The sequence below is a fragment of the Stieleria tagensis genome (assembly GCF_024129865.1).
Lineage (GTDB): Bacteria > Planctomycetota > Planctomycetia > Pirellulales > Pirellulaceae > Stieleria > Stieleria tagensis.
This window is the reverse complement of sequence record NZ_JAMYFE010000068.1, coordinates 36,602-54,315: the sequence shown is the minus strand read 5'-3', so window position 1 is coordinate 54,315 and position 17,714 is coordinate 36,602. Positions and strand designations below refer to the sequence as shown.

The window sequence follows — 17,714 nt, the reverse complement described above, 5'->3', positions numbered from 1 at the left end:
GCCTATTGCATCCTCTGTCACCACAAGCTGAAACTTCAGGCCAGCACATAGTCCATTGTTTTAGGTATCGGAAGAACCAAAAACCAAGAGTTCATTGGATTCCTCGAGAAAAACATGCCGAAAATCCGGATCAGAAAAGCTAAAATTTTTCTGTGCAATCTGATCAATTAGAATACCGACGAAAAACATGTGCGGGACTGCATAAAGAGTGCCTTCCTTGAGTGTTAAAATAAGCAAGAAGACTAACGTCCCGATAAAGCCGATGACGCACGACCGATACTCCCAATTTGAAGGTATCTGCGCGACGAAGAATACTGCATTGGAAAATGACCTCCAACAGAACATTCCGAATAGCACAGCCCCCACAAGTCCCAATTCGCACAAAATCTCGACGGGTACATTGTGCACATAAAACGATGAGATTCGGAAAGAACTAGATGCTCCCAGCCCAAAAATCCAATTCAAAGGATCCGCCTTCGTCCATGTTAAAAACAAGCGCTGGACCATCAGAGCCCGACCTTCCATCGCATGGTCCATCGAATTCTGCTGCCATCGACTACCAGCAGTCTCGCCAGCATACACGAACGCTGCGAAAACCGCTGCTACCAGAATCACAATAATCACAATGAGCTCAAGAAAGGCTCGATTGCTGACGGACCTGTGCGTCGCTGGATAGACCAAGGCCGAAACGAAACAAAACGCGACCAACTGGCCTCGAGATTGCGTGCGAATAATGATGTAAGTACAAAGCAGCAGGACGGCCAAACCAACCAAACGCCGTCCCCATTGCTTAGAAAGTGTTGAGAGCGTCAAAATCGCAATAACTGCTGCACAACTCGCGGCAGCTAAAGGAGGCGTGTAATGCCGCAACTTACCTCCATCCATTACTGGAGTACTTAACTTAATTCCCCGGCCAGTCCACTCACAAAAAAAAGCGAGCGCGATCATGATCGGAATCCCAAGAACCAAAGTGCTTTTCACTGCATCTTGAATTGATTGACTTTCGGAACACAGGATTGGTCCGAGGCCAAAATAGAGAGCAAAATAGGGCCACTGCGACTGAAAGTACTCCTCGAACTCTCTTGGAGCAACGGTCCATAAACTGCTCAGGAAGGCATACCCAAAAAGCAGAATCACAAGCGTTTGCAGATGAGTCCACTTCAACAATCCAAGATTCGAAAGCAACATTCGACAAGTGGCAACTAGCGCCACAAACGCGACGCCAACATTTACTAGATTTCCACGTTCAACAAATGTCGCAGACTTCGCTTGAAGAAACTGCTCCAAACCGAACATAACCATCATCAATCCGATAGCAACGCCAGGACGCCGAAGGCTGACCAAAGCGGTTCCTGCAATGACCAATCCGAAAAGGATCATCCAAACCATTTTAGCTTTCTTCGAGTTACAGGCAGGTGAACTGCATCTTTTGGACGCAATGGCTAGAACTTGTCATTTCGAATCCAGAGCGCATCAGTTTGCAACGCTCTCCCGCTTTGGTCCCGAAAGCATGGATAAATATTTGCTAGCGAAAAATCAAAGTCCGTAGTCAATCGTCTGTTAAGTTCATGGAATGCTATTTGTTCTTCATACATCGGCGCAATTTGCGCTTCGCTATAGAACGCATATACGTTTGAAGAAAATACTTTCTCTGCACCCGCCAGCATGAGCCCCTCTGCTCCTTGCACGTCACACTTGATTACGATTCCTCCATGGATACCGCTCTCAAAAAACCACTGGTCCAAAGTCATCGTAGGAACTTCAACAGTGCCAACATTTCGCGTCGCTTCAGCAAGAATTTCATTGTTGCCGCATCCGTTTTGGAGCAGAGAATTTGTTTGTTCGTTTTTGTTGCATTGAATGATGCAAGTCCCGGTGCGATCGCTCAATGCCAGTTGATGCACTGAAACAAGCCGATCTTTCTGAAACCGCTTTTTTAGTTTTTTAAACGAGTCGGGCGTCGGCTCAAAACCGTGAATAGGGGTATGGCCTCTAAACTCAGACATTCGATGAATAGTTTTTCCGATGTGACTTCCGATGTCCAGTATTGCGGATGGCTTCGTTGACTGAACGACAGCCTCAATGTCATCATAAGGATCGGAGTAGCCAAGCGATTGTTTGATATAAACAAGAGACTTGCGATGCAGACGCCTGGTAAGTGGTGTCGCAAGTAACGCCCTGTGAATTAGATGAAGCATAGCGAAGGTACTGTTGGAAGTTATGTTCAACAAAAATGTCGTCGTACTTATTTTAGCCAAATTTTAAGTGAACTAAATTTGAGAGCCGTTGCAGGTTGATAACACCGCGTCGCTGAACGACGAAATGACTCCCATCTGCGGTAGCAGAGATCTTCGTCAAGATGAAAGTTATCGTTCGGAATCACACGAGCAATTACCCAGGCACCATTGCGCTTTTCGCCGCATGGAGACGATTTCAGATGCACCAAATAAGAACTGCTTGCGATTGGCTGCTAACCACATGACAGAGGCGACGTTGCGGCGCAACCTCATGCTCGTCTCCCGCAACGTAGGCTGCCAACTCTTCAGCAGCAACACGACAAAAAACTTTAGCAGATAGCGCATCCAGCAAAACGACGGCGATTGGTATCCATTCCGTCGAGTGTTTTTATACAGCGAAAGAAACGGAGCCATCCTCCCGAATCCGCAGTTTAGCTTGACCAAATACGGCCAAGTGAGCCGGTTCTTGGCGATGAAATGCTTAAATTGCAGTTGATCATCATAAAACCATGCCCCATCATCAAACATTGCAATCCATTCTGCAAGTTCGCCGTCGCCTCCAGATGACAACAACTTCCCCTTTCGATCTGACAAAAGAGGAGTAAAGTTCAACTCAAAAGCTTTCCTAAGAAACTCTGTCCTGACTGTAAGGCCAGCACCATAAAGATAGGACTCTGCTTTCCCCGATGCTGCTCTCTGGGGGCCGACGGCAAACGATCTTTGGTTTTTGGCAAACCAGTCAGGAAGCACACCATCGCTCACGGCGATTCCCATACCGCCACACGTGCTGATTTGGGTGTCGGCCATATTCTCGACCGCACGTTGAACGTAGCCAGGGGAAAGCCAGTTATCATCATCACAGAAAATCAAAATCTCGCACTTGGCTTCCAAAACGCCACGCCTGCGAGCGTAACTGAGACCAGGCACGGCCTCACGCACAACCCGCAATTCCACCGATGCACCTAGATCAGCCCAAATCTCCACGGCCGCATCAGCAGTACCATCAGTGGAAGCATTATCCACCACAATTACCTCCCACAACAGCTCCTGACGCGTTTCTTGCGACGCAAGATGCGAAAGTGTTTCAGAAAGTAGGTGCCGGCTGTTGAAGCAGCAAATAACCACCGACACGCCTAGCTGAAGCGCCGAATCCGTTTCCAAAGAAGTAGACAACTATGACGCTCCCAGTTTGCTTTCTAAATTCCTGCATGTCTTCCGATTTGGCCTGAGCAGATTTCTAAACTCAGCAGCCAGCCGATTTGCAGATCTCGGAGACCATTTCAACAGCTTTAGGAACCACTTCGTCTTCTGATCGAGCGGCAGAAACTCCTGACCGATTTCCTGAAGTTCATGAATCAAATCGCGATTCCCTGCAAGCGCCGCAATCTTTGCATCACGAATGAGCAATGCGTTTGCCTTGCGCCAGTATGCCACGACATCCACCCCAAGCTTGCATGCATCTGCGTGATTCAAAAACTCACTTCGTGCTCGGTAGATTGCCCGGTATTGCCGAGCAGAGATCAAGCTGTGCGCTGATGCGGAACTGATCTGCCCACCATGCCATCGATACCTGGCAGTGACCCTCGGCGTCGACGCAAATTGCGTCCGAGTTGATAGCCGCAGCCAGAAATCGAAATCTGGTGCGGTTCGGTACGACGCATCAAAGCCACCAACCATCCTGACATCCGCTGTCCGCGTTACCGCAGACATCGCAGGAATACACGTTCCGCTAAAACAAGCGTCAAAGGCATTGACTGACTTCCGATCGGTGTAAATGCAGTCGCGAATTCCCGATCGCTCACCGAACATCTCCACGGGCGAGCAAGCAACGCCAACTCGCTCATCGGCGTCGAGCAATCCAGCGACCTCTTCGAGATGATCTCGATTCCACACATCGTCAGCATCGAGCCAAGCAATCAGTGGATTCGAAACATTTTCAATTGCGAGATTACGTGCGACTGCGTGCCCTGAATTTTCGGAAAGACAAATTACCTTTACCGGAAATGCCGAAGCAATTTGAACCGTTTGATCGGTTGAGCAATCGTCAACGACAAGAATCTCCTTTGGGGGGCGACTTTGATTCAGCGCGGACTCGATTGCCTCCGCAACAAAAGCCTCGGCATTATAGGCAGGAATGACTGCTGAGATAGACAGTTGCTCAGGCATTGTCTTCAACTCGCCAACAAACACTTAGCAAAAACAAGACACGCATCCTTTAACAAACCTTGTCAAAAAGAAAGCTCATCCGACGCATCCCGATACGGATCAAATCAGAAAAACGATCCCGCTCCATTCCAGAAATACCAAACTTCCAGACAAACACAGCTGCAGTAAAACTATATCCAAATACAACAACTATCAGCCTGAAAACGCCCGTTGGAAAACAAAAATGCAATGCAACAGCAACCAGAATTGCTGGCAAATTTGATTTAAGCACGTTTAAGATTACGTCGTCAAAAAATGTCCTCCAGGCTAGTCCACTTTGCCTTCGAACATGCCAGGGCCTGAACCAAAAACTACCCAATGCCGTGACAAAAAGCATTGCCACAGGCAAAAGAATCTTCTGACTATTGCCTAAGCGATACGCAAAAACACAAAAACCAAACGCAAGAAAAAACGGCAGCGTTAACCCCAGACTCAGCAACGCAATTCGATTCCTCGACTTTGCAACGATTCCATCTCCCCAACTCAGCACCCCGACAAATCGGCTAACCATAACGATTCGCGAAAAGACTACCATCTCCGAAGTGCTCGCTCCAATGACCCACTCAAGTATTACTGAAGTTTCAAGCAAAAATGGGACCAAGAATGCACACGTTATATGAGCAGAGTAACGCGAAAGCACATCACCTAGCCTGATCGCAAAACGGGTATCGCCCCGCCCTTCAGCGTTAGTCAAAGCAGGAGCAACCGCGTTTGCGACTGTCATCGCCAGGCTAGTAAATTGGTTTCCCAGGCGAAGGGCAATATCGTAGGCTGCTGTGGTGACAGGACCAAAACTTGACGTCAGCAGTACTAATGATCCCTTCTCGCGAAGAGCGATAGCAACGGATTCAAACACAATCCACCCACCAAACTTAACAATAGACAGCATCTTGCGGCCGTCCACTGCCGACCAACTAGGCCTGGACGGTGGGTTCCCGTACATGCAATAGACGCACACAGCAGTCGAAGTCAGTGCATAAACTGCCAACACCAAAGCTGAATACACAGCAATTGGATCCCCGGGAACAATAGGCAGTAGTCCAACTCCCAAAAGCGTTAAAAGTGCTTGAGCAGTAGAAATCGCGGAAAGAAACGAAATCTGCTGTCGCGATGAAAGAAACGCTTGCCAGGGAATTGCTGCCGAAATGCTCGCGAGACTAAGTACAGAACAGTAATACGCGAAGCGACATGCCGGCAGTCGATCTGGCGACACCTCGATCACACTTAAAACGAAATCGGTCGCGGAAAAGCCTAGCACCAAAATTCCGATAGCGGAACAGGCCAAGAGCACGAGCGTGCTATTAAACACCCCTGCTAGAGCGACTGTATCCCCGGTCCCCACCTCGATCGACATATGCCTACGTGCGCCATCTGCGACACCTGACTGCACCACTGAAAGCAATGCGCTGCTAGCGGCGAGAGTTGAGTAAATACCGTAGTTCTCTGCACCCATCTCCGCAAGAAGAAACCGAATGGTAAGAAGCCCCGCAATAATCTTGATTGCAAGACTCAAATACGAAACGATCGTATTTAAAATTAAAAGGTTTGCTTGTCGCATCGACGCCTAAGAGCCACCTTGCTCGGGGGTGCTAAAATGCCAACCCAAACCCGGCAAAGCCCTATATTGACCTGATTGACACAACTCCTGCTCGAAAAGATAACCAGAAATCAATTTCATACTCAGCGGCCGAAACCATCCGCCCCACGTATCCGAACAGCCCTTCAAACAGTCCAACTTAGTCCATCCACTGTATCGCCATCGCTGCGCGCGCCCTGTACAATAGGCTTTGATCATACCTGGATTCTTCGCAAACTCTCTCAGCGAAACTCGATATTTAAGATAGTTAGGAAATCCGCCATCACTATTTTGAATGCCAAAATGCGACTGAAGTGTTGTATGCATTAGTTCCTGAATATCATCCTTACGATGCTGGCAAGTCGTAGAAAGCAGAACAAGTGAGTGAATGACATCAAGGTCTTCACAGGCGCCGCTTTTACCAACTCCGTAACCAAAAAAACCATCCGGCTGCATCAAAGAAATAAGCGTATCGATCGCTTCCGCTTGGAATTTCGGCTCTCGACCACGAAAATAGAAGTACGGAAAAAAATGATAGGCAGCGAATGCCGCGTTGCGATCATCACGCCCGTCGTCTGGCTGCCACATACCGCTAATGGAATCTTGACGATCGTCAAGATAGTCAAGAATAGCGTCAAAAGCTCGCCCTTGGCCAAAACCAGCTCCTTTTGTGAATCCATCGCTTGCCTGCAAAAAAGTTAACGCAAACATTACATTGTTACTTTGCAGCCAGGGGTTCCTCCAATTTCCAGCATCAATCCAACCTTCCGCAAAATCCGCATTTGAAAGCTTTTCGGCAATGCGAACCGGGAAGAGGGGCTTTTCTCCCAGGGCATTCAATGCATGAATGCTAAAATAGGTAGCCTGCATCCGAATGTACGATGCGCTATGACTCGACAACTGACCGCGATCTAATTCTCCTGGCGAAAAGAAGCCAGTCTCAGAATCTTGTGTTTCCTGAATACATACCGCGAGCCTATCTTTTTGGTCTTGATTAAGCGAGTCAAGCTCTCCACAGCATTCGCTTCCAAGTATCTCAAAGCACGTTGCCATCAGGTTTGGTTCGCCGCTGATATGCAGACCAATTAAGCAATCTTGGAGGGTTGCTCGATGCCAAGCACAAACTCTCTTCCATGACTCAGCGATACTCTTTCTAACATCGTTATTCATAAGACTTTTGCTATGCACTTTCTTTAACTTACGAATGCCAAACTTCAACTCGTCGCTGCTTTCCGACAAACGAAATAGTCGACCACGAGATTATCCACTTTTCGATGCGACACGCTGTCGATAGAAAAATGCTTCTCCAACATGTCTGCTAGTTCGTCCTTCGAATATTCATGAACGTGAAAAGGATTCCCACTGTGTTCTCCTGACTCAGTGTGAGGCGACGAAATCAGAAGCAAACCGTTTTTTGCGAGAACTCGAAAACTCTCTTGCAAAAACTTTTTTCCAATCGAAATGTCGACATGCTCGATTCCTTCCAAACAAGCAACAACGTCAAAAGTTTCGTCACCAAACCCCAGATCATCCATTGACCCCACCTCAAACGACGCCACATTTCCATACCGAGCGTTTGCCTCGCTAATTGCATCCTCTGCAATATCAATTCCAATCAGTTTTTCTGTGTTTTTAATCAATGATGTCCCCCATCCCATTCCGCATGGGACATCAAGAACTCTTTTCCCGCTAGAAAACTGACTCACCCATTGATACCGAAAGTAAAATGCTTTCCGGTATGCATTACCCTTAAATGAGATCCAGGGAATAAAACCTCGACGGAGCCGAAACCAACGATTCTTGAACGCGGGAGACTCGGGGGAAATTCTTTCGGCCATAATGCGTTATCCTAGATATCGAAATTTACGAAGAACGCTTTTCCATAGGGACCAAAGGTCTTCCATGGAATGAGTTCAAATTTTGTGTTTCGTGACAACCACTCTGAAGTTGCTCGCTGCACGCCAAGTTTTGGGGAGCTTCGAAAGCAGAACCAATCGTCAAACATCAATATTGATCCCTGGCGAATCAGTGGTGAGAGAAACTCTAGAACCGGAACGCAGGACTCGTATAGATCGCAGTCGATATAACTGACCGAAGCGATATGGATTTTGTGCAAAGCCACGGTCTCTGGAGTCAATGATTTATCAAACCAACCTTCAATCGTTTCAAATTTTTCCCGCGAGATGTTTTTCCGCTTGAGATTCTCCATGAATTTTTCAAGAGAACAGCAGAATTGCCCTTGCTGGAACTCTGAGTTTGCATCACTTCCTTTTGGTTCAGGCAGTCCTTCGAAACTATCAAAGGCAAAGAACCGCATAGATGGCATCCATTTCTCGCCTTGACCACAAGCGAATGCAAACGTGTCTCCTCGCCAGACTCCGAATTCAAGGTAATCGCCTCGAAGGGAGTCTTGAGCGTCAGGAGAATCAAATCTCGACATTGTCGAGACGTATTCAATTGCTTCGGCAACGACTCGCAATCGATCGTTTGGGAACGGAAGAGACCTACTTCCGATTGCGCGTCGCAAAAAGTTTCTTATTGTTTTTTTCATATCTAGGCTCTAGATCTCTTTTCGGAATGCCAAAATCTCAACAGCAAATCTTGCGATTTTACTTTTCTTCGCCGTCGCGATTGTTCTTTCACTAACTGGCTCATAACATGCAAGACAATGACTTTAACCCAATCAACAATCCAACATTGGTTTGTTTTTGTCTTGAAAGACCTACTGATTGCCCTGCTGCTCTATTCTTGCAATCCTAGCAAGGAGCTGTTCGAAACGGGGATCGGCAGGAAGCTCATTCTTTGCTTTCTGTGCTTCTAAAATAGCTGCCTCCAAATCCCCTGCTTCTACAAGCTTAGTCACGTAAATCACCCGTTTTGCCGCATCCGCAGGAGTTAATTCTATAGATTGCTTTAGATGCTTGAGTGCGTCTGAGTCCTTGCCGAGATCGAACAGGACTTTTGCAGTGAGAAATTCACAATCGGAATTCTCTAAATTCGTGCTGCATTCATTGCAGTGAAAGTGCCGTATGGACTGTTCCAAAAACGCATCAGCCCGACCGGCCAGAACAGCCCGCTGATCTTGGTGGTCAAGGATGTGCTTAGCGGCTCGCACCTGGTTGCGACGGTTCAAAGGGACCAAGAAGGTCAAGTCAGCTGAATAATTCCGAGACGCAAACTCAACACTATACCCGGTGTAATTCGGATTCAGCTCATTCAGCCGCCTTAAAAGCTCTGATGCTAAAACTAACTCATCTTCTTTTTCTGCGATCTCCGCGAGACGGACTAACTGCTCAGGATTTCGACATTGAAGCTTTCCCAATTGAGCTATCAATTGAACAAGAGAACTCTTATCTTGATGCTGAAACTGCAAAGCAATTAATTCACTGCGACCTTGAAGAGAAAATGGCGAAAAGAATGTATTTCTGATTGCAGTGACAAAGGCTGACTGATAATTTTTTCGTGACGAATCAGATAACTGGTTAGACGCACGGTTACCAAGCCGTGTCTGAGCTAACAATATTTGTAGTTCATCTTTGCTCTTAGGTTTCAACTCAGAGATTTCATTTAATCGCGCCGATTGAAATTGATACTTGAATTGTTGCACGAGCAACTCTCCGGTGGGCAGCGACTCTGACTGCCGGAGTATTTTCGCCACGATACGGTCAAGCGACGCCAAGTCGTTTTTGTATTTACCGTATTCGAGGCTGCAACGACGAGCGACAGCTTCAGACTTTGCAGATTCTAAAAGATAAGGAAGCTGCGATACCGCCAGTAAGATAACGACGGCGCCAAGAACGGTACGAACCGGCAATTTAGACTGTTGAAAAATATATGCAAATGCTGATTTTTTGAAACAAAACCTACTGTCGGGAAAGTTGCTCTTCGAACGAACAGTGGCAATGCTGATCAACAAAACGACCAGCACCGCAGTCCCCGGCAAGAGCAGACCAAAGTCAACCAACTGACTGAGTCCTATCACAATAATCAAATAGGTTGTTGTTATAGAAATTGCATTGTCTAGACAATCTGCAGAACGCTGTAGACGAATGGTTGAAATCATGGTGAGCGACGCCACTGCGATGGCAAGAATGCTCCCAAGAATTCCTTGCTCAACAAGAATTTCTAACCAGAGATTGTCGGCATGGTGAAACCAGTTTCGTCCCCCATGATCTTGGTAAGGAAGATAAGCATGCCTATAGGTCCCTGCTCCACTCCCAGCGGGGAAGTAGTTGCGAGACGCTTCCCACCCATCTTGCCAATGGCCAATGCGTGTGTCACCACTGACATCTCGCACTGATATGCGAGGGTCAACCTCAACAATGCTTTCCGCTCCACTATTTTCTCTCCACTGTGCCAAAAATAACGTCAGCCAGATTATCGGTGGCACGATCGCAATTATAAAAAACGTGCGTTGCTTGCGCCACTTAAAGCGTGTTGCAACGACTGCTAGCAAGCCTATCACCATTGCACACAGACCGCCACGCGATCCACAGCAGGCAACGCCAGCTAGGTTTAGGAAAAGTGCGGAGAGGATTGGCCAACTGCGTGTTTCACACAGAGCGTCGAGTACATCTGATGGTACAATCTTTGAAAAGGCGGTTTCACGACCGCCGATGGAAACCACCTGCCAGGTAAGTAGCCCCAAACTAGCAGCGATCCCGAGGTTCATGAACAACGCGGCGTTGTTGGGATTGATGAATCCGCCAAATCCGCGCTGCACATCATCGGTATTGGTATAACTGAGTTCCGGCTGTAGCAAACAAAGCATCCCGTAAGCTGCATGGATTCCAGCTCCGATGGAGATCGTCGCCAATAGCGCGCGGACAACGCGGGCTCCACGCGAAATTTCTGCTCCGACCCAAATTACCGGCAACAGACAGATTAAGAATGCGAGTCCGTGTCGGGTGCGGGCGACATCGATCGAAATCGGATGGCTGTCGGACTGTGGCGTACCAGCCAACTGCCGAATGGGTTCTAGCCACTCTGTATAGGCTGCTGCGGAACCAGGGCTTAGCCATCTAACCCAATCACTGGGCAGATCGATGGATTGGAAATAAATGTATCCACACCACAGCGACATCAGCCACAGCAACGTGTAGCGAGGAAATTTCACCGACGATGCAGCAGTGTCGTGGTGTTCGCCACGTTGCGAGACTCGAAAACGCCCTGCAACCAACACCAACCATGTCGCTGCTGAGACACCAACAATTCCTAATGCCAAACAGTACTGGGTCCACGCGAGTTGGCCGCCGAAATCGAAGCTGGTGGCGATTGCGAGTCCTCCCAACACAACGGCAAGGATCCCAAGCAGCATGAGCATTGCCGACGCAGCCCACCGTCGTGAGTGGGGCGGGTTTCGATATCGACTGGGTGTTCTCAATGGTGTGAATGCCAGGCTGGACCTGGACAACAGATCGGCGTTAGCCGCGGAGTGTTAGATTGCATGGAATCCGGCTGAATACCGGCGAGATAGGCACGCAAGTAGGTTTGTTCTCACGGAGTTGCGATTCACTCGCTCGCGCTGCGTGCCGGTAGGACGCGTGCAAACGGTGGTAACCAGAGGCATGAGCCTTAAAATTTCGTGAGGCTTGTGCGTCAGGCATCCGCTTTTCCTAGGGCGATGCCTGAATTTTGAAGTTGCGCTTTTGCGTGGGGCATTGATTTTTGGCAACCGGAAGCGTCAGTTTCAATCCCTTGTATTCCCGACGGCTCATGCCGCCGGCAATTCGTGTATCGCCCTCCCGGGCTGTCATAAACGCAACTTCAAAAAGCGTCAGCGAGGGATCCCGCTAACACCCTAAATCCCTCGCTCACGCTTCGGGTTACTAAAAAAACGCAACGTCAAAACTGACGCATCGGGTTGCCATGAAAACAAAACTTCTGGACGCACCCGCGAACGACGGATTAGCTCGCGATGATGGCGGCGTTCAAGTAGTTGCGCCAGGTTGCACCTGGCCTACTGGCGGGCGGCTTCGGATTTCGCCAGTTCCATGTCGTGATCGACCATGAGTTCGGCGAGCTGCTTGCAACTGGTTTCGGCTTCCCAGCCGAGCACTTCTTTGGCTTTGCTGGCGTCGCCTAACAACAAGTCGACTTCGGTCGGGCGGAAGTAACGTGGATCGGTTTCCACGTAGTCTTTCCAATCCAATCCCAAGTGCTCGAAGGTGTAATCGAGGAACTGGCGAATCGTGTAGGTCTCGCCGGTCGCCAACACGTAGTCGTCGGGTGTGTCGTGCTGCAGCATTAACCACATCCCCCGCACATAGTCTTTGGCGTACCCCCAGTCACGCTTGGCATCCAAATTGCCCAAGTACAATTTGTCTTGCAGACCAAGTTTAATACGTGTGGCAGCACGCGTGATCTTGCGCGTCACAAAAGTCTCGCCTCGACGTGGCGATTCGTGATTGAACAGGATCCCGTTGCAGGCGAACAAGTCGTAGGCGTTGCGGTAGTTGACGGTTTGATGGAACGCGTAAACCTTGGCACAGGCATAGGGGCTTTGCGGTTGGAACGGCGTCTTTTCAGTTTGCGGCGTTTCGATCACGTCACCAAACATTTCACTGCTGGATGCTTGGTACACGCGTGTCGGTTTCTTGAGATTCAATTGCCGGGCGGCTTCCAAAACGTTCAACGCACCCACCGCGGTCGTTTGCACCGTGTAGACCGGCGCGTCAAATGAAACACGAACATGTGACTGGGCACCCAAGTTATAGATCTCGTCGGGCTCGATGTTCAGCACCAAGTTGGTCAGGTTTTGACCATCCGTCAGGTCACCGTAATGCAGGAACAACCGTGCGTCCTCACTGTGCGGATCGATATAGATGTGTTCGATCCGGTCGGTGTTGAATGTGCTACTGCGACGAACAATCCCGTGCACTTCATAGCCTTCATCCAACAACAATTCCGCAAGATACGAGCCGTCTTGACCAGTGATCCCGGTAATCAGCGCTTTTTTGTTGTTCCCCGTTGATGTGCTCATTGGTCGATTTTTCTAGGTAGGGTTTTGAGAAAATGGTTTGGTAGGCCAGGTGAAACCTGGCATGAGTTGTGATTGATGATTGAAGGAGTGGATTTTGTTAGAGATCCACACCGCATTGCAGCGCCAGGTTGCACCTGGCCTACTGGGCGACGGCGCCAGGTTGCACCTGGCCTACTCGGCGACGGCGCCAGGTTGCACCTGGGCTACTGGGCGCGGAGCAGGCCGGAGTCGGTGGCTTGCAGGAAATCCTTGTAGGTATTCTGGATGCCGGTTTTCAGTTCGATCGTTGGTTGCCAGCCGGTTGATCGGATCAGATCGATGTTGGTTCGTTTGACAGGCGTGCCATCTGGTTTCGAGGTGTCTTGAACGATCGAACCACCAAACCCGGTGATCTCCGCGATCATTTCGGCAAGTTCGCGGATCGAGATGTCGCTGCCAGTCCCCACGTTGACCAAATTCGGGGGATCGGGCAATCCGATCAAATGAATCAACCCACGGGCCAAATCATCCACATGCAAAAACTCGCGACGCGGTGTACCGGTTCCCCAAATGACCACTTCGTCGGCGCCGCTTTGCGTCGCTTCGTGAAAGCGACGGATCATTGCCGGCATCACATGCGAGTTTTGGGGGTGATAGTTGTCACCAGGCCCATACAAATTGGTTGGCATCGCCGAATGAAATTGAACGCCGTATTGGGAACGGTAGTGCTGGCAAAGTTTCAATCCGCTGATCTTTGCCAACGCGTATGCCTCGTTGGTCTTTTCTAACGGCCCGGTCAACAAACAATCTTCCGGCATCGGTTGCGGAGCCATCCGCGGGTAGATACAGGTGCTGCCCAGGAACAGAAACCGTTTGGTACCGGTGCGATAGGCCGAGTGGATGGCGTTTGCAGCCATCATCAAATTGTCGTAAATGAACTCGGCGGGATAAGTATCATTGGCATGAATCCCGCCCACCTTGGCAGCCGCAAACACGACGACGTCTGGTCGCTGAGTTTCAAAAAATTGTTGCACGTCGGCTTGGCAAATCAAATCCAACTCGTCGCGACGTCTCGTGATCAAATTTTCATCGGCCAGCCCCAGGCTGCGCAGATGGCGAACCACGGCGGCTCCCACCATTCCACGATGGCCGGCAACATAGATCCGTCCTGCAGGCAACTGTTCTTTCATCATCAATTCAGGTAGGCCAAGTGAAACCTGGCGATCGGTTTGTCAAAGGGGGCTGGTGTGGAGGATTTATCCGACTTGCGTGGAGGATTCTGGGGGAACAAAACCGGTCGGATAAATCCTCCACACCAACTTGCGACCGGCCAGTTCCTGAGTAGGCCAGGTGTAACCCGACGCGTGAGCGAGGGATCCCGTTAGAGCGCAACTTCAAATGCATTGGCGCCAGGTTACACCTGGCCTACTTTCTAAAATCCGATGCCGTGGTATTCGAAACCTTGGTCGGCCAGGGCCAAATGCTTGAGCGTGTTGCGTCCGTCGAAAACGAAGGCTGGCTTTTGCATGGAGTCATAAACGGCAGCAAAATCAGCGTCGGCAAACTCGTCCCATTCGGTCAAAATCGCAATCGCATGCGCATCCTGCGACGCCTCTTTGGCACTCGATGCGAATGTGACGTGTTGTTCAATCAAACGTTTCTTGGCGTCACTGATTAAGCTGTCGCCCTTTGTGAACACGGCGGCCAAATCGTTGAGCACTTGTTGTTTGCTGACTTGAGGGTCGTAAATGCACAACCGGGCTTTTTCGAGCAACAGGTCCCGACAGACATAGATCGCGGCGGACTCGCGAGTATCGTTGGTGTCCTTTTTAAATGCGAACCCCCAGATGCCGATCTTCTTATCCGACACGGTGTTGAACATCGTGCGGACCATCCGCGTGACAAACCGTTGTTTCTGGTAGTCGTTCATCCGCACGACTTGTTCCCAGTACTCACCGACTTCCGGCAACCCGAAGTATTGGCACAGGTAGACCAAATTTAAAATGTCTTTTTGAAAACAACTGCCACCAAAACCCACCGACGCCTTTAGGAATTTGGGGCCGATTCGAGAATCAGTACCAATCGCTGCGGCGACTTCATCCACATCCGCCTCCGTCGCTTCGCAGAGCGCACTGATAGCGTTGATCGACGAGACACGTTGCGCCAGGAAGGCATTGGCCGTCAGTTTCGACAGCTCACTGCTCCATAAATTGGTGGTCAGCAAACGCTCGGGCGAAACCCAGTTGGCATAGATCTCGACCAACGCCGCAATGGCATTCGGACATTCGCCACCGATCAACACACGATCCGGATCCAACAAATCTTCGACTGCCGTTCCTTCTGCCAGGAACTCGGGATTGCTGAGCACATCGAAGGTTGCATTGTGTTCGGAGTTGGACAAGATTCGCTTGACGGCTTCGGCGGTACGAACCGGCAACGTCGATTTTTCCACCACGATCTTGTGTCCGGTGGAGACATCGGCAATCCGACGAGCACATTTCTCGACAAATTCCAAGTTCGCCGCTCGACCGGCACCGACTCCAAAGGTCTTCGTCGGCGTGTTGACCGAGATGAAGACCATGTCGGCGTCACGAATCGCTTGATCGATTTCCGTGGTGAACGTCAGGTTGCGACCGCGCGCCGAACTCACGATTTCGTCCAGTCCGGGTTCATAGATCGGCAGCTGATCAGAATTCCACTGCGCGATCCGGTCCGCGTTGATATCGACCACTTTAACGTCGATATGCGGGCATTTGTGAGCGATCATCGCCATCGTCGGACCACCGACGTAGCCGGCACCGATGCAGCAAATCTTGGAGACGGTTGTCTGCGTTTCAGCCATGAGTGAATTGTGTGAGTCAGGTCAACGGGGAGAGAGGCAAAAAGCCGACAGCGAAGAGTCTAGAGTCGAGAGACTGGCGAGGAAAGTCGGAGTGGACAAGCTGCAACCAATGGAAGCTCTCTCACGATTGCAGCGAGGTGACAGAAAAATGGGGGCAGAAAAATGTGCAGCGTGGGGGCTGCTGGAAATTCGAGGGAAAATGGCCGCACAAGGGATGTCTTCGTAGCTGGGCCCGCCAGGGTTCAGACAGCTTTCACTCACGATTGCAGCGAGGGGACAGAAAAATGGGGGGCAGAAAAATGTCCAGCGCGGGGGCTGCTGGAAATTCGAGGAAAAATGGCCGCACAAGGGATGTCTTCGTAGCTGGGCCCGCCAGGGTTCAGACAGCTTTCACTCACGGTTGCAGCGAGGGGACAGAAAAATGGGGACAGAAAAATGTGCAGCGTGGGGGCTGCTGGAAATCCGAGAAAAAATGGCCGCACAAGGGATGTCTTCGTAGCTGGGCCCGCCAGGGTTCAGACAGCTTTCACTCACGGTTGCAGCGAGGGGACAGAAAAATGGGGACAGAAAAATGTCCAGCGTGAGGACTGTTCGAAATCCGAGAAAAAATGGCCGGCACAAGGGATGTCTTCGTAGCTGGGCCCGCCAGGGTTCAGCCGGTCTGAACCCTGGCGGGTCCAGCTACGGGAAACAATGCCAGACGGTTGGTGAGGGAACTGCAATTCCAAAACTCACGTGTCGCTTTCGATTTGGTCGACGGCCTGGGGCGCGTCGCCGATTTTTTCGAGTTGGCAATCATCGAGCTTGACACTAACGCCTTGATCCATGAAACGAACGGAAACCAATAAACGAGTTTCTTGATCGCGTCGCAGTACGACACCTTCGTATCCAGCGAACGCGCCGTTCTTGACTCGCACTTTTTGCCCGGGAACCAACCGCCCTTCCACGGACAATGGCACGCCCAGCTGCACCAGACTGCTAATTTGACTTAGATCCGCAATCAACGGTTCAACGTCGGTGATCTCCGTGGCCAGTTGGACACAACCGGTGCATATCGCTTGATACCGTGCTTCTTCGCCGCCGTACAGGAACACATAGTTGTTGAACAGCGGCACGTAAGTTGTGCGGACACGACCGTTTGGTGATCGACGCCGTTGTTCAATTTGCGGGCCATAGTGTGGCACCTGCAGCTGGAACAACTGCCGCATCAATTGCTTTTCCTGCCGGGACTTTGTGTACAAAAGCCACCAGCTGGAATCATGCGCGAAATCCGATTCCAGCAGGTTCTGGGGAAAGCGATCAGGTTCTTTGGCTAGAATTGGCAATTGAATCACCGCCGCAACAGTGGAAAAATCAGGTGGACTGAGACGGGCAACAACAGTCATTTTTACTCGCGAAGCGAATCGTGTCGATCTCCGCGCGGACTTCGTCCACCTGGGTGACAGTTCCGTTTTTAAACTGGCCTGTCACACACTGATGAACATTCGTTGCCGCAAGTCTGCACCTTGTTGGACGACGTTGTATTGAAACAAGTCGCCGTAACCGGTTCTGCTTACCTATCGGCTATTGACTGTGTCGGCGCCAAAGTCATCTGAAATTGACTCCGGCAACTTTTGAAGTCACGCAAATTGACGAGCGGTGCCCGGCGTGCACCGCTTGTTCCTGCTGTAGCGGCCCGGTCGGGTGCCACTGGCAACAGCCGAGAATCCTGAAAAGAAGATCGAAAAGTTTGTTCGGCTGCCACCACCGTCACATTCGATCATACCGAAACAAGTCGCAAAGAAAGAGGGCAAACGCGGTCCAAAGAGGGGACGAGACCCCACCAAGCAGGTCGTAAAACGCAGTGGGGGAGAAACGTGCAGCGTCAAAGTGAACCGAAAGACGCCTGTAGGT

Annotated in this window: 13 protein-coding genes; all 13 read right to left on the bottom strand. The window is 50.2% G+C overall.

Features of this window, described 5'->3' with window-relative positions:
* Window positions 1-60: 60 nt before the first annotated feature.
* The 13 genes from NHH03_RS16930 to nusG all read right to left on the bottom strand — a co-directional run bounded on the left by NHH03_RS16930 (window position 61) and on the right by nusG (window position 17,206).
* Window positions 61-1,389 (bottom strand): O-antigen ligase family protein, encoded by a 1,329-nt coding sequence (locus NHH03_RS16930; RefSeq protein WP_253158170.1) that lies wholly within the window; start codon window positions 1,387-1,389, stop codon window positions 61-63.
* Between the two features lie 53 nt (window positions 1,390-1,442).
* Window positions 1,443-2,198 carry an FkbM family methyltransferase gene (locus NHH03_RS16925; RefSeq protein WP_253158169.1) on the bottom strand — a complete coding sequence of 252 codons (756 nt, stop codon included), beginning with the start codon at window positions 2,196-2,198 and terminating at the stop codon, window positions 1,443-1,445.
* 168 nt (window positions 2,199-2,366) lie between these two features.
* Window positions 2,367-3,410 (bottom strand): glycosyltransferase, encoded by a 1,044-nt coding sequence (locus NHH03_RS16920; RefSeq protein ID WP_253158168.1) that lies wholly within the window; start codon window positions 3,408-3,410, stop codon window positions 2,367-2,369.
* Window positions 3,411-4,403: a glycosyltransferase family 2 protein gene (locus NHH03_RS16915; RefSeq protein WP_253158167.1), complete on the bottom strand. Its 993-nt coding sequence runs from the start codon at window positions 4,401-4,403 to the stop codon at window positions 3,411-3,413. It abuts the gene before it with no gap.
* Between the two features lie 49 nt (window positions 4,404-4,452).
* The gene (locus tag NHH03_RS16910) at window positions 4,453-6,000 is read right to left on the bottom strand and encodes a lipopolysaccharide biosynthesis protein (protein ID WP_253158166.1); all 1,548 of its coding nucleotides are present in this window, start codon (window positions 5,998-6,000) and stop codon (window positions 4,453-4,455) included.
* Between the two features lie 6 nt (window positions 6,001-6,006).
* The gene (locus tag NHH03_RS16905) at window positions 6,007-7,188 is read right to left on the bottom strand and encodes a hypothetical protein (protein ID WP_253158165.1); all 1,182 of its coding nucleotides are present in this window, start codon (window positions 7,186-7,188) and stop codon (window positions 6,007-6,009) included.
* Window positions 7,189-7,232: 44 nt separating this feature from the next.
* Window positions 7,233-7,724: a class I SAM-dependent methyltransferase gene (locus NHH03_RS16900; RefSeq protein ID WP_253158164.1), complete on the bottom strand. Its 492-nt coding sequence runs from the start codon at window positions 7,722-7,724 to the stop codon at window positions 7,233-7,235.
* 143 nt (window positions 7,725-7,867) lie between these two features.
* On the bottom strand, window positions 7,868-8,569 hold the full coding sequence (locus tag NHH03_RS16895) for a TylF/MycF family methyltransferase (protein ID WP_253158163.1): 702 nt from the start codon (window positions 8,567-8,569) through the stop codon (window positions 7,868-7,870).
* 171 nt (window positions 8,570-8,740) lie between these two features.
* Entirely contained in the window at window positions 8,741-11,341 is a 2,601-nt protein-coding gene (locus NHH03_RS16890) for an O-antigen ligase family protein (RefSeq protein ID WP_253158162.1), read from the bottom strand.
* A 636-nt stretch (window positions 11,342-11,977) separates the two neighbouring features.
* The gene (gmd, locus tag NHH03_RS16885) at window positions 11,978-13,000 is read right to left on the bottom strand and encodes a GDP-mannose 4,6-dehydratase (RefSeq protein ID WP_253158161.1); all 1,023 of its coding nucleotides are present in this window, start codon (window positions 12,998-13,000) and stop codon (window positions 11,978-11,980) included.
* Window positions 13,001-13,203: 203 nt separating this feature from the next.
* The gene (locus NHH03_RS16880) at window positions 13,204-14,172 is read right to left on the bottom strand and encodes a GDP-L-fucose synthase family protein (RefSeq protein WP_390895582.1); all 969 of its coding nucleotides are present in this window, start codon (window positions 14,170-14,172) and stop codon (window positions 13,204-13,206) included.
* Window positions 14,173-14,411: 239 nt separating this feature from the next.
* Window positions 14,412-15,821 carry a UDP-glucose 6-dehydrogenase gene (locus tag NHH03_RS16875; protein WP_253158160.1) on the bottom strand — a complete coding sequence of 470 codons (1,410 nt, stop codon included), beginning with the start codon at window positions 15,819-15,821 and terminating at the stop codon, window positions 14,412-14,414.
* 731 nt (window positions 15,822-16,552) lie between these two features.
* Window positions 16,553-17,206, bottom strand: a complete 654-nt coding sequence (nusG, locus tag NHH03_RS16870; RefSeq protein WP_253158159.1) for a transcription termination/antitermination protein NusG — start codon at window positions 17,204-17,206, stop codon at window positions 16,553-16,555.
* Between the last annotated feature and the right edge of the window lie 508 nt (window positions 17,207-17,714).